Consider the following 25,872-nt stretch of genomic DNA (forward strand, 5'->3'; position numbering starts at 1 on the left):
TATTAGTTATTCGGCTCTTGAAATCGCTGCTACACAGAAAAAACCTGCAAGGGTTAGGGAAACTGGCCGATTAAAATCGCTACTAAACAGACAAAACCCGCCTGGGCGGGTTACATTAACTCTTAGTCCGCTTGGAGTGGACTTTGTTTGTCTAGGAGCGATTTTCATCGCCCCTTCTAGCTTGTGTCGGAGCGATTTTCATCGCCCCTTCAACCAAACTATTGGTGATCGTGCGATGATTCATGAGATGACTCATGGGATGATTCTGCACCCGCGTTTAAAGGATGAATGCTGACAATTTTCCCGCCCATGCGAGTAATCCGCTGCATTTCTTGATTCATCCGATTGTAAGGCACGTTGATAAATGTACTCGCGCTCGATCGAATCGAATAATCCACATTATCTGTTTCATCGCTTTGGCGCAAGCCGACAACTTCATACCGAAAGCAGCGACCAGCCGAAGCTGTATTGCCACTTTTTCCACCTACAATTTGACCCAACATAAGCTTCTTGGTAATTGGTAATTCTGACTGTTGACTGTTGACTGTTGACTGTTGACTGTTGACTGTTGACTGTTGACTGTTGACTAAAAGCTAGTAACTGCCAACTGCCAACTGCCAACTGATACCAATTTTTTATGAGGCCCCGTAGAATCTGATCCCCCCTAACCCCCCTTAATAAGGGGGGGACAAGATTCTTCTCAAAGTCCCCCTTCTTAAGGGGGATTTAGGGGGATCGAGATATGTGCAACTTCACATTAAATTGGTATGACTAAATGGGAGTAATGCTGGCGATTTTCGCGCCCATGCGTTGAAATTTCTGCATTTGCGAGGACAACTCCTCAACAGGTACGATGAAAGCCTTGCTGCTGCGGCGCACGCTGGGATAGCCGCCCGTGCGAATGCCCGAAACTTCCACGCGCACCAGCCGTCCTTCTTTGCCGTAAGCAGCAGCGCCGCCGAAAGTGCTGCTGGGAGTTACGTTTCTAGCAGAAGGCCGATATGCCCAACCTTCGTTACCGCCAGAAGGCCCAACTACAGCCGTAGCGGTGTTAGTGCCGAGTTCGACAGCTAAGCGAGAGTTATTGCCTTCTAGTTGAGATGTATCGCTGTTTGCATAGCCGCGATACAAGCGGAACATCCGGGTAAAACCAACGGTTTTTTGACCGCGCTGGGTGTTAAAGCCGCGGTAGTAAGGGACGATACTTTCGCCAAAGTTTTCTTGATACTCTACTGAATCGATGTAAGAATCAATATCAGCGTCGTAGCCTTGTGTTTGGTACAAATCTAAGTGCTCAACTACTTCAGATTCGTCGTAGGGAGCGCGACCGAGCAAGTGTTTGTAGTTTAGTTCGATCGTCCGAGTTTGGAAGCTGTTGTAGAAAAACTTGGTTTTGTACAGTTCTGACTTAGCTACAGCGCGTACAAATTCTCGTACCGTCAAACTGCCGTCCCGCAGCAAAGACTCGGAACTTATAAGTCGCTCGGATTTCATTAAATAGTCGTTGCCCAGCACCTGACGGTAAACCGCACGAATCACAGTTTCAACGTCGTCTTTGGTGTAGTTTGGGCGCAGTTCTACCTTCGGCGCATCGCTCAATGCGGATGTTCCTAGTCTGGACGCTGCTGTTGTAATCGCCACCAGATTTTCTCCTAAATTATTAATGACAAAAGTTTAATGCTTGGTTGCACTTGAAATTTTTAGGACTAAGGATAATATGCCTCAAAGTAGGGTGTACACTGCACACCTTACATATCCACATAAAATTGAAGAATTTTTTAGCCTTAGTCCTAATTTGCTAAAGACGTTTCAAAAAAAACGTCTATACACAAACTTTAAGCTGTGGTAATACTTACCACTTTGCCGCCACGTTTGTTGATTTGCTGCAAGCGGCTCGAAAGTTGCTCGTAAGGCACGAGATATTCCGTCGTAGTCCGGCGCACTTGAGGGGAAAACTTAGCCGAACCTTGCATTGCGGTGACTCGGTAGAGTTGGTCGCGAGAACCGCCGGAGATGCCGCCAAGGGCTTTTCCGGTGGAGGCCGTGTATATCGGCGAAGCCATATTTCTCGCTACTTCCCAAGTCAGGCGGGCTTGGGTTTGGTTTTGCGAGCGATCGCTAGAAGCAAAACCCCGGTACAGTTGAAACATCCGGTTAAAACCGACGGTTTTTTGACCTCTTTGAGTCGCGAAACCGCGATAGTAAGGCACTATACTTTCGCCAAAATTTTCTTCATACTCAACTGAGTCAATGTAAGAATTGATTTCAGCTTCGTAGCCTTCTGCATTGTACAAATCAACGTGGAAAGCAATTTCCGACTCGTCGTAAGGAGCGCGGCCCAACAAATGCTTGTAATTAAGCTCAATTAACCGCGTTTGCGAGTTCGGATAAAAAAACTTTTTCCGATAAGTTTCGGAATGTGCAATTGACCGCACAAAATCTTTCACTGAAATCTGCCCTTGCATCAGCAGAGATTCAGCACTGGTAAGTCGTTCGCTCGACATTAAATACTCGTTGCCGAAAACTTGGCTGTAAGCAGCGCGAATTACTGATTTCGCATCGTCTTGCGTCCAGTGTGGGCGCAGTTCTACCCGTCCCGCTTCTTCAAATGCTTTTATTCCCAACCGTTCTGCTGCACCTAATCCCGCCATCTTTGCTTCTCCCTTTTTTGCTTTAAAAACTGAAAACTGCTTAAAAAAGTATTTGCAAAACTAGGCTTAGATCGCAGATGCCCGGAATTCTAAACAACCGCTAACACTTAAGCTAACAGCAGCTTACAATTCCGGGCATCACGCAAATCTAGCTCAGAGCGTTGATTGCGTAGTCGATGTAGGAATTCGCTTCAGTTGCAGCGTCGCCACTCAGACCGTGGTTGCCTTTGATGTACTTGAGAGCTTCAACGTACCAGCTAGGAGACAATTCAAATGTCCGGTTGATTTCGTCAACACCTGCAATCAGGTACTCGTCCATCGGACCGGTGCCGCCTGCAACTAAGCAGTAGGTTACCATGCGGAGGTAGTAGCCGATGTCGCGAGAGCACTTGGCTTTACCGGTTGGGGTAGAAGCGTAGTTAGGGCCTTGCATTTGTTGTGTGTACGGGAATTTGTTGTACACAGCTTGAGCTGCACCGTCGATCAAGCGCTGAGAGTTGGCGGTCAAAGCCTTGGCTGCTTCCAAACCGGCTGCTGCTTGGCGGAAACGTCCGAAGGCGACTTGCAGTTCAGTGCTGCTCAGGAAACGGCCTTGAGAATCGGCTGCGGTTACTGCTTCAGTCAAAGGGGTTTTCATTGTTCTGGTTTCTCCCTAATGTTGTGTTGTTTTTGTACAAAAATGATTGTTTGCAAAAATGCGATGCTCGCTTCTTTACAAGAAAGGTTCGCTTGGCTATTTTTAGCCGACTGCACTGGCTGCGCGGTCGAAGTAGCTGCCGATTTCAGACATCAGCGAGCTGCAATCACCACGGGTAACGCCGTTGGGGTCGTTAGCGATCGCGATCGCTGCTTCTTTCATTTTTTGCACGCCGGCTGCAACTGAGCCACCGGGAACTCCCAGAGCTTGGTATGTTTCACGCAGACCGTTCAAGCAGCGGTCGTCCAAAACGCTGGCGTCGCCTGCAAATGTTGCATAGGTGACGTAGCGCAAAATGATTTCCATATCGCGCAAGCAAGCTGCCATGCGGCGGTTGGTGTACGCATTGCCACCAGGAGCGATCAGTTGAGGCTGTTCGGCGAACAGGGTGCGAGCTGCATTGGCTACGATGCTGGATGCGTTGCCGGTGATGCGGTTTACTGCATCAATCCGCTTGTTAGCGTCGGAAACCATGCTGCTGAGAGCATCTAGTTGACCCGGAGCTAGAAATTCGCCGCGAGCGTCTGATTGGGAAACCACTTTTGTAAATGCGTCAAACATGAAAGAACTCTCCTATTTGAGTTAATTGAGTTTGGTTGCGGTATAAAACCGTTAAGTTAAATTTGTTCAGGCTACGAGTGCCTGCAAGGGTTGAAATTTGATGCCAGCTAATCTGCTGGTCCCATCGATCTCTCCCTTTCCGCTACCTGCACTATTGTTACATTGCAACGGAGGTTTAAGAAACCTTAGAAAATTTTACACCTTTTATGAGATGCGACAAACCTTGTCAATCAGGGTTTTTGTTAACTTTGGCCTGTCGTTTCAACCCTCTGATAATCTTTATACAATGCTCGCCTGCGTTTGTTTATTACAAATTATTACAGAAACTTATCTCTCTAAGAAGGTAAATATTTGGGGTGCAATTGCGGGCAAATCTCCTTCCGAGGGTAGATGCGCGAGGGCATCCGTAAACGAAGAGTTTGCTTCGATCGCCCTGCTGTGGGGGTAGAACCCCCCCAAACCGTCCCGTGGGCCGATCGCCTTTGTTGGCTTTCTCTGGAAAATCGGAATTGTTAAGAAGTATTAAGTAAATTAAAGTTTTCGTAAAAGAAGGCTGGGGGAATAGGGAAAAAAGCAAAAATTCTGCCCAATGTCAGGAGGCCTGCAAAATTCGGTGTGGGAAAAATCCCCAAGATTGTGAAGCCCCTCGCCAGAGCCTCAGCTTTTGCCGGAAATATCACCATTTGAAGACTAAACTCAGCCGTTGGGCATTGGGTAAAAGCCGAAGAAATTGCTAATTTTTAGTAGTAAGGTGGATAGGTGCTATCAGATACATTTAACCCGGTAAATCCAGGATTGCGCCTCGATATACTGTGTATGGCAGATCGGGCATCGCTTTTAGCGATCCCTAATAGGGAGGTATCTCTCAAAGCTTTCAACAAAATATTGAAAGCGCTATTCAATGCGTTACGTTTTTGGGGGCTGAGCCGTTACGCTTACTACGAAACTTTTTCGCTTAGTCCGATGCTTCGGCGCTGGTTTTAAACGGTAGCCTATCCTATTACATACTACCAATGTCTACCGCTATCTTCTAAGAGTTTACAAGAATTCGTTTACTATACGAAAACAGCCGTAGGTCTACAAACGGCGCGATCGAGCCACCAGACGCATTGAAGTTAAAAGCTTTTTGCTTCCCCGGCATCGAACCGCCCCAAACCAGTCCCAAGTTAAACAGTTTTTTATTCAGAACTCAAAACTTAAAACTCTCTTACTGTAATCAGCCAGATGGATCGGCTGTAGCTGTCCGGCCACAACCACCTTTATGCCCCACGCTCGATCGTAATTTATGTCTTCAAATTCTCCCTCTTCTTGGCACACCGTAGCAATTGACCAAACTCTCCAGCAGCTCAGCAGCAACAAAGACGCTGGCTTGAGCAGCCAACAGGTGTCAGAACGCTTGCAGCAATACGGCCCCAACGAACTCGAAGAAACAGGAGGCCGCAGTCCGTGGTCGATTTTTGTCGATCAGTTCACCAACATCATGTTGTTGATGCTGATGGGTGTGGCCGTGATTTCGGCTTTCTTGGACATCAGGTCGAATACTTTTCCCAAAGATGCGATCGCCATTTTTGCGATCGTCATACTCAACGGCATTCTCGGCTATTTCCAAGAGCAAAGTGCTGAAAAAGCCCTCGCAGCCCTCAAAAACCTCGCTTCCCCCCTAGTCAGAGTCGTGCGGGACGGCAAAACTTCGGAAATAGCAGCCAAGGAACTCGTACCCGGAGACGTGATGCTGTTGGAGGCTGGGGTAAAAATAGCAGCAGACGCACGCTTGATCGAAACCTCAAATCTGCAAGTCAGAGAATCTGCTTTGACAGGGGAAGCCCTAGCAGTAACCAAGCAAGCCGATCTAGAACTTCCAGAAGATGCTTCCTTGGGCGATCGACTCAACCTGATTTTTCAGGGCACAGAAGTTGTTCAGGGACGAGCAAAGGCGATCGTCACCAACACCGGAATGAAAACTGAACTGGGCAAAATTGCCACCATGCTTCAGTCAGTAGAAACCGAACCGACTCCCCTGCAACAGCGGATGAGCCAGTTGGGAAATGTTCTAGTCTCCGGTGCCCTAGCCTTAGTCGCAATAGTCGTCATCGGCGGCATGATTACCTTCCAAAACGGCGGCATCGGGTTCGATACCAGCAGGTTTGAAGAGTTGTTAGAAGTTTCTCTAAGCATGGCTGTGGCTGTGGTTCCCGAAGGACTCGCAGCAGTCGTGACAGTCACTCTGGCACTCGGAACTAGGCGGATGGTGAAGCGAAACGCCCTGATTCGCAAACTGCCTGCAGTAGAAACTTTGGGATCAGTTACTACCATTTGTTCTGACAAAACAGGTACCCTGACTCAAAATAAAATGGTAGTTCAGCTAGTCTCGACGGGCGACTGCACAGTCGCCGTAGCAGGCGACGGCTATGCCCCGATCGGAGATTTTACCGATCGCCTGACATCGGCCAAAATTAATAATTTAGAGGAATATCCAGAACTCGAATCTTTATTAATTGCCTGTGCAGTTTGCAACGACGCAGTATTGCAACAAGAAAAGCAAGAATGGCAGATTTTAGGCGACCCCACAGAAGGAGCTCTGCTTTGTGTAGCCGGAAAAGCAGGCATTTATAAGGAAAAACAGTCTCAATTGCTGCCACGGACGGCGGAATTTCCTTTTTCTTCCGAACGCAAGCGGATGAGCGTGATTTGCGAAGTGCCCGGCCGATCGGGACATTCGGGATTTCCAGCAGTTGAAGGACAGCAGCCCAATTATTTGATGCTGACCAAAGGTTCTCCAGAGTTGACTTTGGAACGCTGCAAAGGCATTATAGTCGGCGATCGAGTACAACCTTTAACCCAGGAAATGCGCGATCGCATCCTCGTCGAAAACAACAACATGGCAAGTGGCGGTTTGCGAGTCCTCGGCTTTGCGTACAAACTCTGGGAAAACATACCGCCCGAAGGTTCTGAGGAAACCAGCGAACAAGACATGATTTGGCTGGGACTCGTCAGTATGCTGGACGCCCCACGCCCGGAAGTGCGGGAAGCAGTGAGGAAGTGCCGCGATGCAGGCATTCGGGTGGTGATGATTACAGGAGACCACCAGTTGACTGCAAAAGCCATCGCCTACGATTTAGGTATTGCAACAGAGGGCGATCGAGTTCTCACCGGTCAAGAATTAGAAAAGCTCAGCCAAGAAGAACTCAAACAGCAAGTCGAACAGGTTAGCGTTTACGCCCGCGTTTCCCCCGAACACAAATTGCGGATTGTCCAAGCTTTGCAAAGTTGGGGCAAATTTGTCGCCATGACCGGCGACGGCGTTAACGACGCCCCCGCCTTGAAACAAGCCGATATCGGCATCGCAATGGGGATTACCGGCACCGATGTCAGCAAAGAAGCTAGCGATATGGTGCTCCTCGACGACAACTTCGCAACTATTGTCGCCGCCGCTGAAGAAGGGCGAGTGGTTTATAGCAATATTCGCCGCTTTATTAAGTACATTTTGGGCAGCAACATCGGCGAAGTTTTGACAATTGCGGCCGCACCTTTAATGGGTTTGGGAGGAGTGCCGCTGACGCCGCTGCAAATTTTGTGGATGAACTTAGTAACAGACGGCGTTCCCGCTTTGGCCTTGGCCGTGGAACCGGGGGAACCGAACGTGATGAAAAGGCCTCCTTTCAGTCCGCGAGAAAGTATTTTTGCGCGGGGTTTGGGTTCTTACATGATTCGGGTCGGGATTATTTTTGCAATTTTGACGATCGCAATGATGTCCTGGGCTTACGGATATACCACCAACCCTAACCATGTTGGAGATCCCGAAGCTTGGAAAACAATGGTGTTTACAACTCTTTGTTTGGCGCAAATGGGTCACGCGATCGCAATTCGGTCTAACACTCAGCTAACTATCGAGTTAAATCCCTTCACTAATGTTTTTGTGTGGGGGGCTGTAATTGTGACGACTATGCTGCAATTAATGCTGATTTACGTTCCGCCACTGAGAGCCTTTTTCGGCACTCATTATTTAACGGGGTTTGAGTTGCTAGTTTGCTTCGGTTTCAGCGCTCTGATGTTTGTCTGGATTGAAATGGAAAAACTGTTTGTGCGCTTTTACAACAAATCTAGGAAATAGTGTTAACGGCTGACGGATAGTGAGCGATGTTTCATTATTCGTTAGATGGCTATCATTCCGCGCTCTTCTCAACATCCGCAAGATATCCCGCAGGGGTTAAAAACCCCTGCCTCAAAGCAAAAGTCCTCGCTATGAGGACTGAAAAAACTATGTTTTAAAAATACAAAGAAAAATAAAGATTTTTCTGGCAGGGTGATTATCAATAACCCACGTCAACAGTCAACAGTCAACAGTCAACAGTCATTATATTATGTATTTGAAAACGCTGCACCTACGGCAGTTTCGGAACTACTTCGATCAAAAGGTAGCGTTTGACGCTCCCAAAACCATTTTAGTAGGAAATAACGCTCAAGGAAAATCTAACTTGTTAGAAGCGGTAGAGTTGCTTTCCACATTAAAAAGCCACAGGGTAGGGCGCGATCGCGATTTAATACTCGACTCAAAGCCGATCGGGCAAATTGATGCTACACTCGAACGTCAAACCGGAGCGATCGACTTAGCTTTAACTCTTCGCTCTGGGGCGCGTCGGACACTGAAGCTCAACGGTGAACCGCTGCGCCGCCATTTAGACTTTTTGAGCGTCTTAAATGTAGTGCAATTTTCTTGTTTGGATTTGGACTTAGTGCGCGGCGGGCCCGAAGGAAGGCGCAATTGGATCGATCGCCTTGTTATCCAGTTAGAACCGATTTACGCTCACATTTTGCAGCAGTACAACCAAATTTTGCGCCAGAGAAACGCTCTGTTGAAACGTTCTAAAGAAATCAGGAAAGCGGAATTTTCCGACAGTTTTGACAAAATGCGATTTATCGGATCTGAAACTCCCGAAGACCAAAATATCACAGAATTCCCAATGCCCGATGCCCAATGCCCAATGCCCCATTCCCAATTCCCAATTCCCAGTTCAGAATTAGCTTTGTGGGACGCGCAGTTGGCTACAGCGGGCGCTCGCGTCATCCGCAGGCGCGATCGAATTTTGGAGCGTTTGATGCCTTTAGCTCGAAATTGGCACCGTTCAATTAGCGGTTCAGCAGAAGTTTTGGATGTGAAATACGATGCTAATATTGAAGTAAGTTCAGAATTTATCGCTAAAGATAATCTCGAAGGAGTGCGGCAAGCATTTTTAGAGAAAATTCAAAAAAGGGCGATCGCAGAACAGTTTCAAGGAACCACTTTAGTCGGCCCCCACCGCGACGACATTACATTTACCATTAACAATACCCCAGCTCGTCAATACGCATCCCAAGGTCAGCAGCGAACTCTGGTATTAGCATTAAAATTAGCCGAACTGCAGCTTATTGAAGAAGTCGTCGGTGAAGCGCCTTTACTGTTGCTCGACGACGTACTTGCAGAACTCGATCTGAGCCGCCAAAATCAACTTTTAGAAACAATTCAAGAACGATTTCAAACTCTGATTACTACAACTCACCTAGGCGCTTTTGATGCTCAGTGGCTGCGACAAACCCAAATTCTCTCCGTCGTTGCTGGACAAATCAATCGATTTTAGATTTGAGATTTGAGATTTTAGATTGACAAATTTTCTGTTTCATGGTATGAGAACAAAAAAATGTAGAAAGTGGCATTATTACCTCAATTCGAGATAGGATAAAGGTTAATTTTGATTGCAGCTTTCGCTTCCATTTTTCTAACCCTTGTCAACGACCCAGGTCTAAAGACACTGGGCTTCTAGCCTAAGACTTAAACCACAGTTGACCAGACTAAGTACCTCGCGTACTACGTTAACGGTAAGAGTTTAAAGACCTACCAAGGGATGCGAAGCTAGTTCCTTGCTCTAGAAATTTAGGATTAAACAGACTTATTGGGTTAAATCAGTGTCCTAGATATAGTACCGGCCGTTAACTTTGTCGAAGCTAACATTACCCCGAAAGGGAGGCTCATAAAAGAGCGAACATTATGCGTACAGGGTTGCGAAGTTTGAGATGGTAATTGTCCCATCGAAAGTACACTACAAAAGTACACCGAATCTAGCAATCCCAAGGCGGTAATGGAAAGATTCACGCCGGTTTCAACCGCCGAGTCGTTTCCCTCTCAGCACTCTTCGTGACTGAGTTTCCCACTTACCGAATTTTTTATGAAGCATTACATTTCCCGTCTGTTAGCCCTGGTATTAGTTGTTGTCATCGGCGTAGCGGGCTGTACCAATGTTCCCGCCACTCTGAGTGGAGATTATGGTCAAGACACATTAGCATTAGTTAAGAGCTTGAGAACAGCGCTCACTTTGCCAGAGGGCACGCCGGAAAAAGCAGCCGCTCAAGCCAAGGCTCGCACAAGTATCAACGATTTTTTTGCTGAATACCGCCGCGATCCCGCTCTTACCAAGCTGGCCTCTTTCACGACAATGCGGACGGCATTAAACTCTTTGGCCGGACATTACAGTTCCTATCCAAACCGTCCCGTTCCTGAAAAATTGAAAAAGCGTCTTGAGTCAGAATTTCAGCAAGTAGAAGCTGCTCTTAACAGAGGATCTTAATCTCAAAATTTAGGATCAAGGATAAATTTTAATAATTCATCTTTCATCCTTGATATTTGAGTGTTAACAATTTTTAGTAGAAATATCAACTGCTTTTAGCGCCCACTGTATCCAGGCGCTTTTTTATGCAGCATTTAGGGAAAAAATACTGCAAAACCGTTTAATCGCGGAGTCTTGTCTTACCCGATCGCCCTTATTGGATTTAAATAGCCGCCAGATAGAATTTGCCTTGTGCGATCGACTTGTGCCATAACTAAGTCAACCGAAAAAAGTAGAAAATTTGTAGCTGCTTGTTGAGCGCGATCGGCAAAATGCGATCGTCACCCAATTTAAACCAGAAAACCCCATCCAACTCTCCCATGAAAATTGCACCAACTCGCATCGCGAATTTGCAACACCAGCGACGCTTTTTAAGTGCGGTAACTGCTGTTTTAACCAGTAGCTTCATCAGCCAGCTTGTTTGGCCGTTTATCGGAAATCAACCAGCTTTTGCCCAAACATCAGCCTATTGCCAATTATCCCCAGAACAAGTCAATCAAAAAGAAGACTTGCGCCGCGCCGCGCTGTCGGGAAAACGGGAATCTCAGCAAGCATATTTTGCTGTTTTGAACAAACACGCGCGGGAAATAGCAGAATGCCGCCAAAAAACTTGGCCCGAAACCCAAGCAATTTGGCTGCGTTTGTATCCCTGCGATGTCAGACCCGGAGAACTCGATCGAGTATTAGACAAAGTTGTGAATAAAGGCTACAACCAAGTCTATATAGAAACATTTTACGATGGTCAAGTGCTGCTCCCAGTTGCAGACAATCCAACGGCTTGGCCTTCTGTTGTGAGAAATCGCGGTTACGAGAAATACGATTTGTTAGAAAAGGCGATCGCCAAAGGCAAACAGCGAGGTTTAAAAGTATACGCCTGGTTATTTACCATGAACTTTGGCTATAGCTATTCTCAGCGTCCAGACAGACAGCAAACCCTCGCTATCAACGGTAAAAATCAGACAAGTTTAACAGTAAGCGAAGAGGCAGCAATTAACGAGGACTTCGGAGAAGTTCCGGGCAATCAAGCCTTTATCGATCCGTACAACCCACAAGCACGGCAAGACTATACTTTGTTAGTAAATCAAATAGTCAAGCGCAAGCCGCAAGGAATGTTATTCGACTACATTCGCTATCTAAGGGGCATCGGGCCCGCTTCAGTTGCTACCAAAGTTCAAGACTTGTGGATTTACGGCCCAGCATCGCAGCAAGTTCTTTTGCAGCGGGCTAGCAATCAGCAAGGGCGAGATTTAATTCAGCGATATTTGACTAAGGGATTTATCAATCCTAATGACGTTCAAGCAGTAGTCAAACAGTATCCAACTGAGCGAGAACCTCTTTGGCAGGGTCGAGTTCCGCAGGCGATGTCAGTAGCAACTACAGCTTCTAGAAGGCCGAATGCCGCATCAAGATCGGCCTCAACAACTCCCGCCACTAACAAGCCAAACCCTGCAACTCCGACACCAAAACCGACACCGCCGCTTCCCGATACCGGCACTCTGCAAAAAGACCTGTGGAAACTGAGCGTTGCTCACGCAGTACAAGGGATTTTAGATTTTTTGGGGATAGCAATTCAACCCGCTCAAAGGATGGGAATTCCTGTAGGAGCAGTGTTTTTTCCCACTGCAAATCAAGCGATAAATCAAGGGGGATATGATTCGAGGTTGCAGCCTTGGGACACATTTCCGGCTGCAATGGAATTCCACGCCATGTCTTACGGAAATTGCGGGGATGTAAGCTGCATTGTGCCACAGGTGCAGCGGACAGTGAGTTTAGCGCCTCCGGGAGCAAAAATTATTCCTGCCATTGCTGGAGATTGGGGAAAACCTCTTAAAAATCGGCCGTCTTTGGAGATTCAAATGCAGGCAATTCGCGCCGCGACGCCGCAAATTAATGCGGTGAGTCATTTTGCTTTTGGGTGGCAAGAACCGGAGGATGAAAGAGCGCGGCAAACTTGCAGATTGTAGATACATTTCTGGACGCACAGGGTGTCATCATCTAGTTTTATGGTTGCGGAGCCTAAAAGCGTAGATTTTGGATCAATAAACCGGGTTTTTCTATCGGAATCGGCGGCGAACCACGATTGATTTGCCTAAAAAAAACCCGGTTTTTGCCTCAGTATTGATTGAGTGCGATCGACCTTTGGCAAAAAAAATTAATTTACCAAATTTTCGACCTAGCTGAACAATCAGGCATAATGAGATTGTTCAAAAATTGCTGGAAATGCAAGCGGGACAAAAACAGCCAATTGCCGATCGCAAATCCCAATGAACAGACATCTGGGCCAAATTAACTTACTCAGAATTTCATCTGCGTTCATTTGCGTTCATCTGCGGTTAAAAATCCAAATTCTGCTAAAGTTATTAATAACCATAAAACCCTTTATTAATCATAATGCAAAAACTACAAGCAAGAGATGTCAACCTCCGCTATCTAATCGATAACTTCGGTTTACAGCGAGTTCGTAACAGCGAATTTTTCCGAGAATGGCAAGAAAACTTACCCGAAGTAACAGACTCAGAAAAACAATTGCTCGATCGCGTTCAAGACATATACTTCAACTTGGTAGATAACCCGCCTGTATGGGAAAATGCAGTCAAGCTAACAATTATCAGCCCCATTTTGTTTATTGCCGGTCTGTATGAGTCTCCTTTTCAAGTCAAAGCCGAAAAGTCGATCGCAATTCAAGAGGAAGACGAAGGCAGAATCATCGAAGGCAGAATAGATACCCTAATTATGAAAGCAAACTTGTGGGTGACAGTAATTGAATCCAAACAACTTTCGTTTTCAACTGACGAAGCACTCGCACAACTCCTGACATATATGCTGGCAGATCCGAACCCAGAAACTCCTACTTTTGGAATGATTTCCACAGGTGCTAACTTCAATTTTGTCAAGTTAGTTAGAGGCGAAACTCCCCAGTATGCGCGATCGGCTGAATTTGTTATTTCCAATCCCGGCAATGAATTGTACCGCGTTTTGCAGATTTTAAAACGCCTGAGTCAACTTCCAGACTAGCAATAAAAGCCATTTTGAGTTATCTTTCAAAACAGACAATCTCTAATATCTCAAATTTCAAACTAATGTGAGCATGGTAAATTACTGGATAGTCGGCGCTGTGGCAATAGCTTCTGTCTGCTGGGCAGAAATAATACGAGACTTTTATCACGTCGTGTCCCATTATTGGGCCCCCCTACAAAAGCTGCACACTTGGCATCACCGCGTTTTCCGCCCGAATTTGACCCCCGTCAGCGAAACTATTTACAAGCAAGCACACTGGCGTCACGACGTGCCCGAAGGTGCGGCGATGATGGTTTTAGGCTTGTTGCTGTGGGTTGTAGCTTATTTTGGGCTGCCGGAATATCACTGGGGTGCAGCCGCCGGTTGTATTTATACTTTAGGCTTTTTGTTGAGCGCGATCGCCCGCGGGTGCGGCATCAAAGGCGCAGACGAATTAACCGACATCACCCACCAACCGGGAGACTTCCTTACTCCCCCTGGCAAGTGGTTAGTTAATAAACCTTATCACTGGCGGCATCACTTCGACAATCAAAATGCTTACTATTGCGGTACTTTCACCTTAATAGATAAACTTATGGGTACAGCACTTTCTCTCAAAGGCAAAACTGTAGCCGTCACCGGTGCATCGGGAACTTTAGGTCGTTCGCTTCTCAAACACCTGCACAAAGCTGGTGCAAAAGTGATCGCCCTCTCCTCTGGAAATGAGGAAGTTACTTTGAATTTAGACGGCGAAAGTTTACCTATAAAAACCGTAACTTGGCAAGCTGGCCAAGAGGCAGACTTAGCCCTATTTTTAGAAAAAATCGATATTCTCGTCATTAATCACGGGATTAATGTACACGGAGAAAGAACAGGAGAGGCGATCGCAAACTCATACGAAATTAACACTTTTTCCGCGTGGCGGCTGATGGAACTCTTTTTCTTAACAGTCCGCACTAACGAAAACATCGCTTGCAAAGAAGTCTGGATCAACACTTCCGAAGCAGAAGTAATTCCCGCTGTCAGTCCCCTGTACGAACTTAGCAAACGCGCCCTGGGAGATTTAGTCACCCTGCGGCGGCTAGACGCACCCTGCATCGTTCGCAAACTGATTTTAGGGCCGTTTAAAAGCAACTTAAACCCGATCGGCATCATGTCTCCCGACTGGGTAGCGCAGCAAGTTGTCAAACAAGCTAAAGCTGATGCCCGCAATATCATCGTGACAATTAATCCTTTGACTTTTATCATTTTTCCAGTCAAAGAGTTTTTTGTTTCCCTCTACTTCCAAATTTTCAGCCGGAAAGCGATTTCAGAGATTAAAGCAGTGGCGACATCGGAAAAATCTAGCGTTGAATCTAAGATTAATTAATCAACCAAAACCGGGTTTCCGCAGGGGCGGCGGCTGTGACTGTCCGCCCTGCTGCTAAATTCCACAAAACTAAAGCGTTTATCGCATCGTCACGACTAAGGATCGCGAATTAAATAACTTACACTTTTAATTGTTATTGTGGGATGGGCGTCCCGCCCGTCCTTTTTGGACGGGCGGGACCCCCATCCCACTTTCAAGAGTGGAAGTTATTTAATTCTCATTCCTTACTAAAAAAACCCGGTTCCTACGAGAATATTGCCTATAGCAACGAGGCATCTAGTAAGAAACCGGGTTTTTAGCCGTTTGGTGCGTGCAGGAGTGTTAGTGCGATCGGCTAAAATTCGACTAAACTATGGTGACAAGAATATCTTGAGCGTGAGTGTCAACTTTCATGGTTTCGCCCTCATAAACTTGAATGATTTTGCCGGTGCCGTCGATGACGAAAGTAACGCGCTTGGCATAATCGCCTTTCTCGACATCGTAAGCTTTGGTAATCGTGCCATCAACATCTGCTAATAGCTGGAAAGGCAAACCGTATTTTTCTGTGAACTTTTGGTGCGATTCCTCGTTGTCGCGGCTGACACCGAGAACTACTATATCTTTGCCTTTGTATTCTTCATGGGCTGCTTTGAAGCTTTGGGCTTGTCTGGTGCAGCCGGGGGTGTCATCTTTGGGGTAGAAATACAGAATTACGGTTTTACCGGCGAATTCGGAGAGGGAGACGGTGTTGCCGTTGGTGTCTTTGGCGGTAAACTGAGGGGCAGCGCACCCAACTGGTAATGTCATAGTTTTGTTTTTCTTGGGATTTACCAACCTATTTTAGTTGATTTTGTGCTACTACCGTCAATCTTTTGAATGCGAGGTTCGGGATTGAGTTCATCCCAAGGAAAATTTGCGCTTGGAAATAGTTCGATTGGGCGATTTTCTGCGTTGACTTGCGGGCGATCGCGTGTTAGATTATAAGTGTTTCATCTTATTATAAAAATTTTGTAATCAAGGTAAAAAAAATATGAAGCTAGATATTTTTGACTATGTGTACAATAAAGGTCTGCCTGGTGAATGGCGAGTCGAAGAATGTCGATTAAGCCAAACAAATTTAATTGTGGGTAAAAATGCTAGTGGTAAATCAAGAATTTTGAGGGCAATACATACTCTATCCGAGTTACTATCAGAAAGTGGATCTCTTGCTCCCCGACCCAAAAGCTATGAATGGCATTTGCAGTTTGATACTGATCTGCCTGAACAAAAAACAGAATATATATTGAAAATAGAGAAAGGTCTTGTAATTAAAGAAAAATTAATTATAGGCAGTAAAAGCGATAAGCCACTTTTAGATAGGGATGAATCAGGTGAAGGTACTATATTCGCCAAGAAAATTGACCAAAATATTGATTTTCAAACTGACAAAACAGAACTCGCAGTTGTTAAGCGTAGAGATTCTATTCAGCATCCATTTTTAGAGAATTTATATCAATGGTCTAGTTCCCTAAGATTTTATGAGTTTGGAGCACAGCTAGGTAAAAATACGATGGCTCGTATTCCTTCCACAATGGAATTACTGAAAAATAAAACTGATTTCAAAGATTCTGATTTTGTGGTCGGTATATTTGTGATTGGAAAACAGGAAATAGGCGATGAGTTTATAAAAGCAATTCTCTGTGACATGAGAGAAATTGGTTATAAATTATCAGAGATTGGCACAAAAGTGCCATCTTTAATCAATCCCGATATTTCTGCTGTTGATAGCCCAGATAACTTACCACAATTTTTATATATTCAGGAAGAAGATTTAACTTCGGTTACAGAACAATCAGAAATGTCACAAGGAATGTTTCGAGCTTTATCATTGTTTATTCAAATTAACTACTCTTTACTAGCGAGTAAACCTAGTTGTATTGTGATTGATGATATTGGAGAAGGGTTAGATTATCAACGCTCTTCCTCTATAATTAAAATTCTAATAAAAAAAGCTGAAACAGGATTAATTCAACTTATTATGACTACCAATGATGAGTTTATTATGAATGGTGTTCCGATAGAATATTGGTCATTGATTGAACGAGCTCCTGGAAGTGCAAAATTACATAATATTTATAATTCACGCGAGAAGATTGAGGAGTTTAAGTTTATTGGACTTAATAACTTTGATTTGTTCACCAGTGAGTTTTTGTTACAAAAAGAAGGTGATGAAGAGGCAGCATAAATTATGACACCAAAGAAAATTGCTTGTTTTGTTGAAGGACAAACAGAACAGATATTTGTTGAAAGGTTATTTCAGGAAATTGCTGGTTATAAAAAAATATCTATTGAAACTTATAAATTTCAAGGTGGCAAAGCTAATCGTAGAATTCAACCACATAAATTAAGTACCATAAAAAATGCTCCTTTTTTTGTCCTTTTATATGATTGTGGTAATGATGCTCATGTAGTTTCTGATATCAGAAAACAGCATCAGAGCTTAATCAAGAATGGTTATGAAAAAATTTTAGGGCTTAGAGATTTATACCCAATACCTTTAGGGACAAAAGAAGAAATAGAAACAGGAATCAGAGGATTTTTGAAACCTTTGCAAAAAATAGGAGTCCCAATTTCTGTAATTTTAGCTGTAATGGAAATTGAAGCATGGTTTTTAGCAGAATGGAATTATTTGGCTAAAATAGATAATCGTTTAACCTGTGATTTTATCCTACAAAAATGTGGTTTAGACCTAAGAATTATCGATACTGAACAAAGGGCACGTCCTAGTCAAGATTTAGATGAAATTTATCGGTTAGTAAGTAGAAATTATGATAAAAGTGAAAAAGCTTCGCAAGAGATTATAAATAATCTTGATTATGAACTTTTGTATTTGCACTTGGTTAACAGTGTTAAGCAACTCAAAAGGTTTATTGATGAGATAGATAGTTTCTTGGTTTAGTAAATCAACCGCCAAACTTACCATATAATCTGTAACAATTAAAAATATAGTACCTGTTCAGATGTTCTCTCAATGACTTTTATCCCATCCGAAGCGTTTAAATCTATTAGTTATCCCAGCCGCACCGTAAAAAGAGCCGATCGCGCCGTCCGGTGCAGCCATTTTCAATTACACTTCTTTCAGACAATCCGCGATAACAGTGTTTTCCTAACTGCGATCGCCTCAAATTCCGGTGTTGAAAGCGGCTACACCCGATCGCCCGTATCCGAACTCGTAGCCGAAAACTCGCTACTTTGGCTGATCCAAGTCGGCGTGTTGCGGCGGGAAGTAGACGGACAAGGGATTACCGACAGTTTTCGCCTCACGCCCCTGGGCCGCCAACTCGTGGAAAAATGGGAACAGGAAGGACAGGGAGTGCCGGCCGCGTCATTGTGCGATCGTATGGGAAATGCCGTTAGCCGCGGGTTGGGACTGTTTCTTTAAGCGTTTATTGCTTGTCCCAGTCCGACAGTCCGACAGTCGGACATTCCGACAGTCCGACATTCCGACATTCCGACAATCCGACATTCCCACAGTCCGACATTCCGACATTCCGACAATCCGACATTCCCACAGTCCGACATTCCCACAGTCCGACATTCCCACAGTCCGACATTCCCACAGTCCGACATTCCCACAGTCCGACAGGGAATGAATTCCCTGTCTCATAGCGAAAGTCGGTTAAAACCGACTGCAAGTTTAAATTCAATTCGATGTTGAGTTTCGCATAAAACCGACTGCAAGTCTCAATTTAACTTGATGTTGAGTTTCGCATTGCACGTTAATCAACATCCTCAGTCCTCTTGCAGAGGACTTTCGCTATGAGACAGGGATTTCAATCCCTGTCGGACTGCAAGTTTAAATTCAATTCGATGTTGAGTTTTGCATAAAAGCGACTGCAAGTCTAAATTCAACTTGATGTTGAGTTTCGCATTTCACGTTAATCAACATCCTCAGTCCTCTTGCAGAGGACTTGCGCTATGAGACAGGGATTTCAATCCCTGTCGGACTCGCCGTCAAACGAGTTAGACCGCGATCTCACTTGAGTTTCTTAGAAGGACTGGGGTGTGTTTTCTTTCACGGAGAATCCCACAAGCAAATTTATGCTTTTTTGTGGAATAGGCATCTTGCCTGTTCTTAACAAGGGTGCAAAATGTGAGTATAAATTAAACGCCCGATCGCTTAACTAATACAAATTAAACTTAAATCAACTTAAAATAATGGTTCAAACCGCTTCTAAACCTTTGAGTCTCGATGAATTTCTCCAACTGTCGGAAACCAAACCCGCCAGCGAATTCATCGATGGTCAAATTATCCAAAAACCTATGCCCCAAGGAAAACACAGCACAATTCAAAGCGATTTGGGTGCTGACATTAACCGGGTACTCAAAGCCCAACGCATCGCCCGCGCCTATTCAGAATTGCGCTGTACCTTTGGCGGTCGATCGACAGTACCCGATCTTGCAGTCTTTACCTGGGAACGCATTCCCCGCGACGAAAACGGCGAAGTAGCCAACACTTTCGCCATCGCCCCCGACTGGACAATCGAAATTCTTTCCCCCGACCAAAGTCAAACTAAAGTCGTCCGCAACATTCTCCACAGTCTCGGCCACGGAACCCAGATGGGCTGGTTGATTGACCCGGAAGAAGAACTGGTATTTGTCTATTTTGCCGATCGCACCATAGCAGTTTTTGAAGAACCGGGCGATCGCATCCCCGTTCCAACCTTTGCCGAATCCTTCAATCTCACCGTCGGTCAAATGTTCAGTTGGCTAACGGAATAGCCCAAGGTCGATTTGTGATATTGTTTATGGTTCGACCGGAATGATTTAACCGCAGAGGGCGCAGAGGGCGCAGAGGAAGAGAAGAGAGAGAGTTCTACGGATTTGGTTCGATCAAATGTGCGGTCGATCGCTTATACTAAAATATCTGGTTGTCAGCTCTTCAATGACGAGAGATGACTAAAGTTGTCACTACAAACTTAATTATGATTATTTAACCGGACTTGATATCATCTCTCAAATAACCGCTAACTACTAACAACTAACTACATAAAACGTTTCTCAAAAATGGAAGCTAAATCTTACAAAGACACGGTAAACCTGCCCAAAACCAAGTTTGATATGCGCGCCAACGCCGTCAAGCGGGAACCAGAATTGCAACAATTTTGGGCAGATCAAGAAATCTACGATCGGCTTTCGGAAAATAACCCAGGCGACTTGTTCATCCTGCACGACGGGCCACCCTACGCCAACGGACAACTCCACATCGGCCACGCCCTCAACAAAATCCTCAAAGACTTTATCAACCGCTACCAAATGCTGCGCGGCAAAAAAGTCCGCTACGTGCCCGGTTGGGATTGTCATGGATTGCCGATCGAACTTAAAGTATTGCAGAACATGAAATCGGAGGAGCGGCTAAATCTTACGCCGATCGAACTCCGCCGCAAAGCCGCCGCCTTCGCGCAGCAAACAATGGAACAGCAGCGCGAATCCTTCCAGCGCTACGGGGTTTGGGGCGACTGGGAACACCCGTATTTAACCCTCAAACCCGAATACGAAGCCGCTCAAATCGGCGTTTTCGGTCAAATGGTGCTCAAAGGCTACATCTACCGAGGCTTCAAACCTGTTCACTGGAGTCCGAGCTCGAAAACAGCCCTCGCCGAGGCGGAATTGGAATATCCCGAAGGCCACACGTCGCGCAGCATCTACGTCGGCTTTCACGTGAAAAAATTGTCAAAATCTTTGCAGTCGAAGAAGGCGGGCACGGGGGCACCGCCCCTACAGCGCTATATGCCGAGCCTCTGGGCGGCGATTTGGACGACTACTCCCTGGACAATTCCGGCAAACTTGGCGATCGCCGTCAATCCCGAACTGACTTATGCCGTGGTGGAACCGCCGGCAAATTCCCACATCGCACAACAATTTATGTTAGTAGCTGTCGATGCGGTCGATCGGCTGTCGGCAACTTTTAACACTGAATTAAAAATACTGGCCACCTTCAAAGGCAAAGAATTAGAAGGCTGCATCTACAAACACCCGCTGTTCGATCGCGAAAGTCCAATTGTTGCCGGCGGTGACTACATTACCGCCGATTCTGGTACGGGATTGGTGCACACTGCACCCGGCCACGGACAAGAAGACTTTATAGTAGGAAAACGCTGCGGTTTACCAGTTTTAACGCCCGTAGATGAGAACGGAAATTTCACCGCAGAAGCCGGACAGTTTGCAGGTTTAAATGTCCTCGGAAATGGCAATGCCGCAGTGATTGATGCCCTTGCCGAAGCAAATTGTTTGATTAAAGAGGAAAGTTACGCTCACTCTTATCCTTACGATTGGCGCACGAAAAAGCCGACTATTTTTCGGGCGACGGAACAGTGGTTTGCCTCCGTTGAAGGGTTCCGCGATGAAGCCTTAAAAGCGATCGCCGAGGTGAATTGGATTCCCGCCCAAGGGGAAAATAGAATCACTGCAATGGTGGGCGATCGATCCGATTGGTGTATTTCTCGCCAGCGGACTTGGGGCGTTCCCATTCCCGTATTCTACGACGAAGAAAACAACGAACCGCTGTTAAATGAAGAAACGATCGCCCATGTGCAAGCCATCTTTGCCGAGAAAGGTTCCGATGCTTGGTGGGAATTGTCGATCGATGAATTGCTGCCGGAATCTTACCGCAATAACGGCCGCACTTACCGCAAAGGTACAGACACGATGGATGTGTGGTTTGACTCTGGTTCTTCCTGGGCCGCAGTTGCCCAAGGTCGATCGGAATTAAACTATCCTGCTGATATCTATTTGGAAGGTTCAGACCAACACCGCGGCTGGTTTCAATCCAGCTTGCTTACCAGTGTAGCAACTAACGGCGTTGCTCCTTACAAAACAGTTTTGACTCACGGTTTTGTGCTAGATGAAAAAGGCCGGAAGCAGAGCAAATCTGAAGGTAATGTCGTCGATCCGGCAGTCGTAATTAAGGAATATGGAGCAGATGTTTTGCGGTTGTGGGTGTCTTCGGTAGACTACTCTGCCGACGTGCCTTTGGGCAAAAACATTCTCAAACAGCAGTCGGATGTTTACCGCAAAATTCGCAATACAGCTAAGTTTTTGCTGGGCAATTTGCACGACTTTGACCCGGCAAAAGATGCCGTTGCTTACGAGGAATTGCCGGAACTCGACCGCTATATGCTGCACAGAATGGGCGAAGTTTTTGCGGAAGTCCAAGATGCTTTTGAAAGCTTCCAATTTTCGCGATTCTTCCAAACTGTGCAGAATTTCTGTACGGTGGATTTGTCGAATTTTTACTTGGATATTGCCAAAGACAGACTTTACATCAGCGCGACAGATACCCTTCGCCGCCGCAGTTGTCAGACGGTGATTGCAATGGCTGTGGAGAATTTGGCAAGGGCGATCGCACCTGTTTTGTGTCACATGGCTGAGGATATTTGGCAGTACCTTCCCTATCCGACTCCTTACAAGTCCGTGTTTGAAGCCGGCTGGGTGCAAATTGATGCTTCGTGGCACAATCCAGAATTGGCTACTCGCTGGCAGTATTTGCGGCAAGTGCGTGGCGAAGTTAACAAGGTTTTGGAAAAAGCCCGGATTGAAAAGGCGATCGGTTCTTCTTTGGAAGCTAAGGTTTTGGTGTATGTTCCCGATGTGGAAAAAAGACAGCAATTGGAAGCTTTGAATCCCAGCAGCGAAGAATTGGTGGATTATGTGCGATCGCAAAATTCAGTGATAGAGTTAGCGGCACAGGAGAAAGCAAAAGCAGCACAAGATAAACAGGAAGAACAAGCGGCCAAAGTTGCCAAAGTCTTGACAGAAAACAAAATTTATGTTGAGGCGGAAACGATCGCAGAAAAGGGCGATCGACCTTCTCAGATAGTAGAGTATTCTGTCCCTGAACTGTCGGCTTCAGATTCTGGGCAAATCTTAGATCGAGCCGCCGAGTTTGTGGCTAATTTGCCTGAATATGCGGGCAACTTTTTTACAGAATACCAACAAGTTTGGGTAACACTTGGGCTGTTAGCCTCTGTGTTAGTAACGGGCAGAGTAACGCTGGCGATTTTGGATACGATGAATCAGATTCCGATGTTGGGAGGCCTCTTTGAAGTCATCGGCATCTTATTTACAATCTGGTTTGCTTTCCGTCACTTGCTGTTTGCGGCCAACCGTCAAGAAATTGCACTACAAATTGATTTGCTGACAGCAGATGTGCTGGGCCAGACAACCGCGATCGTGCTTGCAGAAACAAAGGCGATCGTCCTCGCACCGCCAGTAGAGACAGCGCTTGTGCTTGTAGAAACACAGGCGATCGTACAAACAGCCCCAGCCGAAAAAGTCTTTGTAGAAACACCCGAAATCCCGGAAGCAGAATTAGTTGCGATCGAACCCAAACCAGAAATTCCTGCTGAAATAGCTGTAACGCACGATTCTACAATGACCGGGAACGGTGTAGACGAACTGCGGTATTTGTTCATTACTTCGCAAGTCGAACTGGTAGAATCGAATGCAATCCTGCAAGAATTGCCGTACAGTTATCAGTCTCCCGAATTGGCGATTGGTGTAGTGAAAGCAGACGGGGAAAAGTGCGATCGCTGCTGGAATTACTCTACTCACGTCGCAGAGTCGATCGAACATCCGCTAATTTGCGAACGCTGCGTTTCAGCAGTAGACCACAAATTCTAACCGTATGATGTACACAGCACACCGCTGTAACTGTCATTGCGACCTATACGCCAAGCAATCGCAGACTCCGTGATGGCTTCACTATCTACTCGTTACCAGGCTCCTGCCTGGTAACGCAGATCCGGAGGCTCTGCCTCCATCTTCCCAGCCGAGGCAGAGCCTCGCTTATATGGGTTCCAAGGCAGAGCCTTGGAACCAGTTAAATCAATCAAACAATGAGTGGGATGGGCTTCTAGCCCGTCACAAATATGCTATTTCTTAAAAAAACGGCAGACGATTTCGCCAGGGTTGTTTTGTCCAAACGCCAAAACAGTTCCATCTTTCTTAACTGTAGTGCGATCGCGGCAATTGTAGATTTCCAGAGGCTGTTTAACTCCATCAACACTCAGAATTACCCTGTATTCCCAATAATTTTTTGCACTGCGTTTGATATCGACAATGCAAATCTCGCGCCCTTGATAATTGCGGCAAACAGAGGCGTCAGCAGGAAGCGCATTCCAGAAAAAAGATATTAATAACAAAAAGTAGCAAACACATTTCATCATCTGCGATCGCCTTTTCCTTTACGCTACTCCGAACCCAGTATGCGGACGCTTGTAAGGTGGATGCAACCCCAACACAATATCCTCCTCAGACACTCCCATCTCCACAAATTCCCGTGCAATATCCACTTCTGTCATATTGCGCTGAATCCAAATTTTGCCATCCTTGATATCCAAATGAATGAAACAGTTGTATATCCGCTTTAGTCCCTCCCAGCCAACATCGAGTAACTGATAGTGGTCGTGTTCCCAATCAAAAACAAGCTGGCATTCAACGTCTGGATTAGGCTTTTCTAGCGTTGCTTGTTGAGTTAGCAATTTTCGGATACACTGGCGGTAATGCTCTACTCTTTCCATTCCACAATTACCTTTTTTTACAGCATCGTAAAATAAATCTCTAGCAGCCATTTATGTACAATACAGCTTTTATATCTCTTATCTATTCTACTGCATAACCCGTATACTTCCGCATAAACGGCGGCTGAAATCCCCAAACAATATCCTCTTTGGGAACTCCGGCTATTACTAAATCTTCAGCAATATCATCTTCAGTGGCATTCCATTGAAGCCAAATTTTCCCGCCCTTGATATCAATGTGAATGCTACAGTGATGCACCCTAGTCTGCTTGTCCCAGCCCACATAAAAGATTTGGTAATGATCTCGTTCTGTATCAAGAATTGTCTCGACTTCAATGTCTCCGTGAGCAGGTTTGCGCTTGCCGTACTCCAGTAACATTTGCTGCACAATTTGCCGATATTTGATTAATTTTTCCATTGCCAACTTATTTTGATAATCAACTGACAGTATTGTGCCAGCGACTTAGCAATTGGGGGCGCCCTCAAGTCGCGACATCATAAGATAGCTGAACCATACCAGAACTGTATGTCTGGCATCCAGTTAACTGCAAATTTGTAGTATTTATGGGATTAACAAATAAAGGAATTCCCTCGCCCAAAATAATCGGGTGCACCGAGAGAATGACCTCGTTGACAAAGTTTTGATTTAGGAAATCGCGAATCAGCAGAGAACCTCCCACCAACCAAATATTCTTGCCCTCAAGCAAGCGCAAATCATTGACAAAAATCTCTAAATCTGTTACCACTTCGACATCAAAAGTGGCTTGAAAATCTAGATTTTTTGTAAAAACATAACTTTTTTTTTCCTGGTACGGATACTCGCCAAAAGTTAGAACTTGTTCGTAAGTTTTCCGACCCATGAGAACCGTATCGATGCTATCTAAGAAGTTACTATAACCGTAATTTTGGTCTGTAAACAGCCAGTCAATATCGCCATTCGATCGCGCAATATAACCGTCCAAGCTAGATGCAATGTATAGTACAATTTTTCGCATGGCAACACCGAGGTTTTTGGGGCTATTGGGGCGATGATAGCCCCAGTCACCTTAATTTTAAATGATTTAGCGTCCTGACGGTAACTTGAGTTCGATACCCAGCTTTTGACCGACATCGATCGCATTATTAGCAATATCAATCGCGCCTCCCACACCAGTACCGAGAATACCAGCCAACGCGACAAGAGCTGTTAAGCTTTTCTTTAACCTGGCTTTATTCCATTCGTTCTCCGGTTTCTCGACTTCCGTTTCGACATCTTCAATATCGATAATTACGCCCTCGCGGATGTCTTCGGGTAACTGGGCGGCGGTTTCGCGCATCAATGCAGTCAGTTTTAGCAGTTCTGCCCAGAAGTGTTGAACGCTTATTGATAGGATTCTGAAAATAGACATACGAATCCTATAAAATGCTGATTTCAGCAATT

Annotated in this window: 23 protein-coding genes; 11 read left to right on the plus strand and 12 right to left on the minus strand. The window is 45.6% G+C overall.

Features of this window, described 5'->3' with window-relative positions; genetic code table 11:
* Window positions 1–218: 218 nt before the first annotated feature.
* The 5 genes from QUA00_RS22280 to QUA00_RS22300 all read right to left on the minus strand — a co-directional run bounded on the left by QUA00_RS22280 (window position 219) and on the right by QUA00_RS22300 (window position 3,909).
* On the minus strand, window positions 219–503 hold the full coding sequence (locus QUA00_RS22280) for a phycobilisome linker polypeptide (RefSeq protein ID WP_333146098.1): 285 nt from the start codon (window positions 501–503) through the stop codon (window positions 219–221).
* 268 nt (window positions 504–771) lie between these two features.
* Window positions 772–1,641 carry a phycobilisome linker polypeptide gene (locus QUA00_RS22285; RefSeq protein ID WP_333146100.1) on the minus strand — a complete coding sequence of 290 codons (870 nt, stop codon included), beginning with the start codon at window positions 1,639–1,641 and terminating at the stop codon, window positions 772–774.
* Between the two features lie 194 nt (window positions 1,642–1,835).
* Window positions 1,836–2,651: a phycobilisome linker polypeptide gene (locus tag QUA00_RS22290; RefSeq protein WP_333146102.1), complete on the minus strand. Its 816-nt coding sequence runs from the start codon at window positions 2,649–2,651 to the stop codon at window positions 1,836–1,838.
* A 148-nt stretch (window positions 2,652–2,799) separates the two neighbouring features.
* Window positions 2,800–3,288, minus strand: coding sequence for a phycocyanin subunit alpha (cpcA, locus tag QUA00_RS22295; protein WP_006631256.1), 489 nt, complete (start codon window positions 3,286–3,288; stop codon window positions 2,800–2,802).
* A 102-nt stretch (window positions 3,289–3,390) separates the two neighbouring features.
* Entirely contained in the window at window positions 3,391–3,909 is a 519-nt protein-coding gene (locus QUA00_RS22300; RefSeq protein ID WP_333146104.1) for a phycocyanin subunit beta, read from the minus strand.
* Between the two features lie 1,285 nt (window positions 3,910–5,194).
* On the opposite strand from QUA00_RS22300, the gene QUA00_RS22305 reads away from it, so the two are divergent.
* The 6 genes from QUA00_RS22305 (at window position 5,195) to QUA00_RS22330 (ending at window position 14,913) form a co-directional block, all read left to right on the plus strand.
* Window positions 5,195–8,020, plus strand: a complete 2,826-nt coding sequence (locus QUA00_RS22305) for a cation-transporting P-type ATPase (protein ID WP_333411155.1) — start codon at window positions 5,195–5,197, stop codon at window positions 8,018–8,020.
* A 250-nt stretch (window positions 8,021–8,270) separates the two neighbouring features.
* Window positions 8,271–9,524: a DNA replication/repair protein RecF gene (locus tag QUA00_RS22310; protein ID WP_333411156.1), complete on the plus strand. Its 1,254-nt coding sequence runs from the start codon at window positions 8,271–8,273 to the stop codon at window positions 9,522–9,524.
* 585 nt (window positions 9,525–10,109) lie between these two features.
* Window positions 10,110–10,508 (plus strand): photosystem II protein Psb27, encoded by a 399-nt coding sequence (gene psb27, locus QUA00_RS22315; RefSeq protein WP_333283206.1) that lies wholly within the window; start codon window positions 10,110–10,112, stop codon window positions 10,506–10,508.
* A 359-nt stretch (window positions 10,509–10,867) separates the two neighbouring features.
* Window positions 10,868–12,511, plus strand: coding sequence for a family 10 glycosylhydrolase (locus QUA00_RS22320; RefSeq protein WP_333309929.1), 1,644 nt, complete (start codon window positions 10,868–10,870; stop codon window positions 12,509–12,511).
* Between the two features lie 427 nt (window positions 12,512–12,938).
* Window positions 12,939–13,562, plus strand: a complete 624-nt coding sequence (locus QUA00_RS22325) for a restriction endonuclease subunit R (protein WP_333411157.1) — start codon at window positions 12,939–12,941, stop codon at window positions 13,560–13,562.
* Between the two features lie 73 nt (window positions 13,563–13,635).
* Window positions 13,636–14,913: a bifunctional sterol desaturase/short chain dehydrogenase gene (locus QUA00_RS22330; RefSeq protein WP_333146116.1), complete on the plus strand. Its 1,278-nt coding sequence runs from the start codon at window positions 13,636–13,638 to the stop codon at window positions 14,911–14,913.
* Between the two features lie 345 nt (window positions 14,914–15,258).
* Here QUA00_RS22330 and QUA00_RS22335 read toward each other — a convergent pair whose 3' ends face one another.
* On the minus strand, window positions 15,259–15,699 hold the full coding sequence (locus QUA00_RS22335) for a peroxiredoxin (RefSeq protein ID WP_333156201.1): 441 nt from the start codon (window positions 15,697–15,699) through the stop codon (window positions 15,259–15,261).
* 223 nt (window positions 15,700–15,922) lie between these two features.
* Between QUA00_RS22335 and QUA00_RS22340 the strand changes: the two genes are divergently transcribed.
* From QUA00_RS22340 to QUA00_RS22350, 3 genes are all read left to right on the plus strand, one after another.
* A complete protein-coding gene (locus QUA00_RS22340) occupies window positions 15,923–17,116 on the plus strand; it encodes an AAA family ATPase (RefSeq protein WP_333411158.1) in 1,194 nt (397 codons plus the stop codon).
* A 3-nt stretch (window positions 17,117–17,119) separates the two neighbouring features.
* Window positions 17,120–17,830 carry a DUF4276 family protein gene (locus tag QUA00_RS22345; RefSeq protein WP_333411159.1) on the plus strand — a complete coding sequence of 237 codons (711 nt, stop codon included), beginning with the start codon at window positions 17,120–17,122 and terminating at the stop codon, window positions 17,828–17,830.
* A gap of 72 nt (window positions 17,831–17,902) precedes the next feature.
* A complete protein-coding gene (locus tag QUA00_RS22350; RefSeq protein ID WP_333411160.1) occupies window positions 17,903–18,313 on the plus strand; it encodes an Npun_F0494 family protein in 411 nt (136 codons plus the stop codon).
* Between the two features lie 4 nt (window positions 18,314–18,317).
* Here the strand turns inward: QUA00_RS22350 and QUA00_RS22355 are convergent, their stop codons facing one another.
* On the minus strand, window positions 18,318–18,566 hold the full coding sequence (locus tag QUA00_RS22355) for a hypothetical protein (RefSeq protein WP_333411161.1): 249 nt from the start codon (window positions 18,564–18,566) through the stop codon (window positions 18,318–18,320).
* Window positions 18,567–19,089: 523 nt separating this feature from the next.
* Here QUA00_RS22355 and QUA00_RS22360 point away from each other — a divergent pair.
* Together QUA00_RS22360 and ileS are read left to right on the plus strand one after the other, a co-directional pair.
* Window positions 19,090–19,653, plus strand: coding sequence for a Uma2 family endonuclease (locus QUA00_RS22360; RefSeq protein ID WP_333411162.1), 564 nt, complete (start codon window positions 19,090–19,092; stop codon window positions 19,651–19,653).
* Window positions 19,654–19,938: 285 nt separating this feature from the next.
* Window positions 19,939–23,553, plus strand: a complete 3,615-nt coding sequence (ileS, locus tag QUA00_RS22365; RefSeq protein ID WP_333411163.1) for an isoleucine--tRNA ligase — start codon at window positions 19,939–19,941, stop codon at window positions 23,551–23,553.
* A gap of 251 nt (window positions 23,554–23,804) precedes the next feature.
* Here ileS and QUA00_RS22370 read toward each other — a convergent pair whose 3' ends face one another.
* The 5 genes from QUA00_RS22370 to QUA00_RS22390 all read right to left on the minus strand — a co-directional run.
* Window positions 23,805–24,074: a hypothetical protein gene (locus tag QUA00_RS22370; protein ID WP_333411164.1), complete on the minus strand. Its 270-nt coding sequence runs from the start codon at window positions 24,072–24,074 to the stop codon at window positions 23,805–23,807.
* A 42-nt stretch (window positions 24,075–24,116) separates the two neighbouring features.
* On the minus strand, window positions 24,117–24,452 hold the full coding sequence (locus tag QUA00_RS22375) for a XisI protein (RefSeq protein ID WP_333289440.1): 336 nt from the start codon (window positions 24,450–24,452) through the stop codon (window positions 24,117–24,119).
* Between the two features lie 82 nt (window positions 24,453–24,534).
* Window positions 24,535–24,870 (minus strand): XisI protein, encoded by a 336-nt coding sequence (locus tag QUA00_RS22380; RefSeq protein WP_333033025.1) that lies wholly within the window; start codon window positions 24,868–24,870, stop codon window positions 24,535–24,537.
* 64 nt (window positions 24,871–24,934) lie between these two features.
* Entirely contained in the window at window positions 24,935–25,447 is a 513-nt protein-coding gene (locus tag QUA00_RS22385) for a dihydrofolate reductase family protein (protein ID WP_333411165.1), read from the minus strand.
* A 66-nt stretch (window positions 25,448–25,513) separates the two neighbouring features.
* The coding region (locus tag QUA00_RS22390) for a hypothetical protein (protein ID WP_333411166.1) at window positions 25,514–25,872 on the minus strand (359 nt) is incomplete at its 5' end.

It is taken from the genome of Microcoleus sp. T2B6 (assembly GCF_036700475.1).
Classification (GTDB): Bacteria; Cyanobacteriota; Cyanobacteriia; order Cyanobacteriales; family Microcoleaceae; genus Microcoleus.

What these genes read in the sequence shown, in the direction of transcription:
- QUA00_RS22280 (WP_333146098.1), bottom strand. Translation starts at nt 503, where the DNA reads ATGTTGGGTCAAATTGTAGGTGGAAAAAGTGGCAATACAGCTTCGGCT.
- QUA00_RS22290 (WP_333146102.1), bottom strand. Translation starts at nt 2,651, where the DNA reads ATGGCGGGATTAGGTGCAGCAGAACGGTTGGGAATAAAAGCATTTGAA.
- cpcA (WP_006631256.1), bottom strand. Translation starts at nt 3,288, where the DNA reads ATGAAAACCCCTTTGACTGAAGCAGTAACCGCAGCCGATTCTCAAGGC.
- QUA00_RS22300 (WP_333146104.1), bottom strand. Translation starts at nt 3,909, where the DNA reads ATGTTTGACGCATTTACAAAAGTGGTTTCCCAATCAGACGCTCGCGGC.
- QUA00_RS22305 (WP_333411155.1), top strand. Translation starts at nt 5,195, where the DNA reads ATGTCTTCAAATTCTCCCTCTTCTTGGCACACCGTAGCAATTGACCAA.
- QUA00_RS22310 (WP_333411156.1), top strand. Translation starts at nt 8,271, where the DNA reads ATGTATTTGAAAACGCTGCACCTACGGCAGTTTCGGAACTACTTCGAT.
- psb27 (WP_333283206.1), top strand. Translation starts at nt 10,110, where the DNA reads ATGAAGCATTACATTTCCCGTCTGTTAGCCCTGGTATTAGTTGTTGTC.
- QUA00_RS22320 (WP_333309929.1), top strand. Translation starts at nt 10,868, where the DNA reads ATGAAAATTGCACCAACTCGCATCGCGAATTTGCAACACCAGCGACGC.
- QUA00_RS22325 (WP_333411157.1), top strand. Translation starts at nt 12,939, where the DNA reads ATGCAAAAACTACAAGCAAGAGATGTCAACCTCCGCTATCTAATCGAT.
- QUA00_RS22330 (WP_333146116.1), top strand. Translation starts at nt 13,636, where the DNA reads ATGGTAAATTACTGGATAGTCGGCGCTGTGGCAATAGCTTCTGTCTGC.
- QUA00_RS22335 (WP_333156201.1), bottom strand. Translation starts at nt 15,699, where the DNA reads ATGACATTACCAGTTGGGTGCGCTGCCCCTCAGTTTACCGCCAAAGAC.
- QUA00_RS22340 (WP_333411158.1), top strand. Translation starts at nt 15,923, where the DNA reads ATGAAGCTAGATATTTTTGACTATGTGTACAATAAAGGTCTGCCTGGT.
- QUA00_RS22345 (WP_333411159.1), top strand. Translation starts at nt 17,120, where the DNA reads ATGACACCAAAGAAAATTGCTTGTTTTGTTGAAGGACAAACAGAACAG.
- QUA00_RS22350 (WP_333411160.1), top strand. Translation starts at nt 17,903, where the DNA reads ATGACTTTTATCCCATCCGAAGCGTTTAAATCTATTAGTTATCCCAGC.
- QUA00_RS22360 (WP_333411162.1), top strand. Translation starts at nt 19,090, where the DNA reads ATGGTTCAAACCGCTTCTAAACCTTTGAGTCTCGATGAATTTCTCCAA.
- ileS (WP_333411163.1), top strand. Translation starts at nt 19,939, where the DNA reads ATGGAAGCTAAATCTTACAAAGACACGGTAAACCTGCCCAAAACCAAG.
- QUA00_RS22375 (WP_333289440.1), bottom strand. Translation starts at nt 24,452, where the DNA reads ATGGAAAGAGTAGAGCATTACCGCCAGTGTATCCGAAAATTGCTAACT.
- QUA00_RS22380 (WP_333033025.1), bottom strand. Translation starts at nt 24,870, where the DNA reads ATGGAAAAATTAATCAAATATCGGCAAATTGTGCAGCAAATGTTACTG.
- QUA00_RS22385 (WP_333411165.1), bottom strand. Translation starts at nt 25,447, where the DNA reads ATGCGAAAAATTGTACTATACATTGCATCTAGCTTGGACGGTTATATT.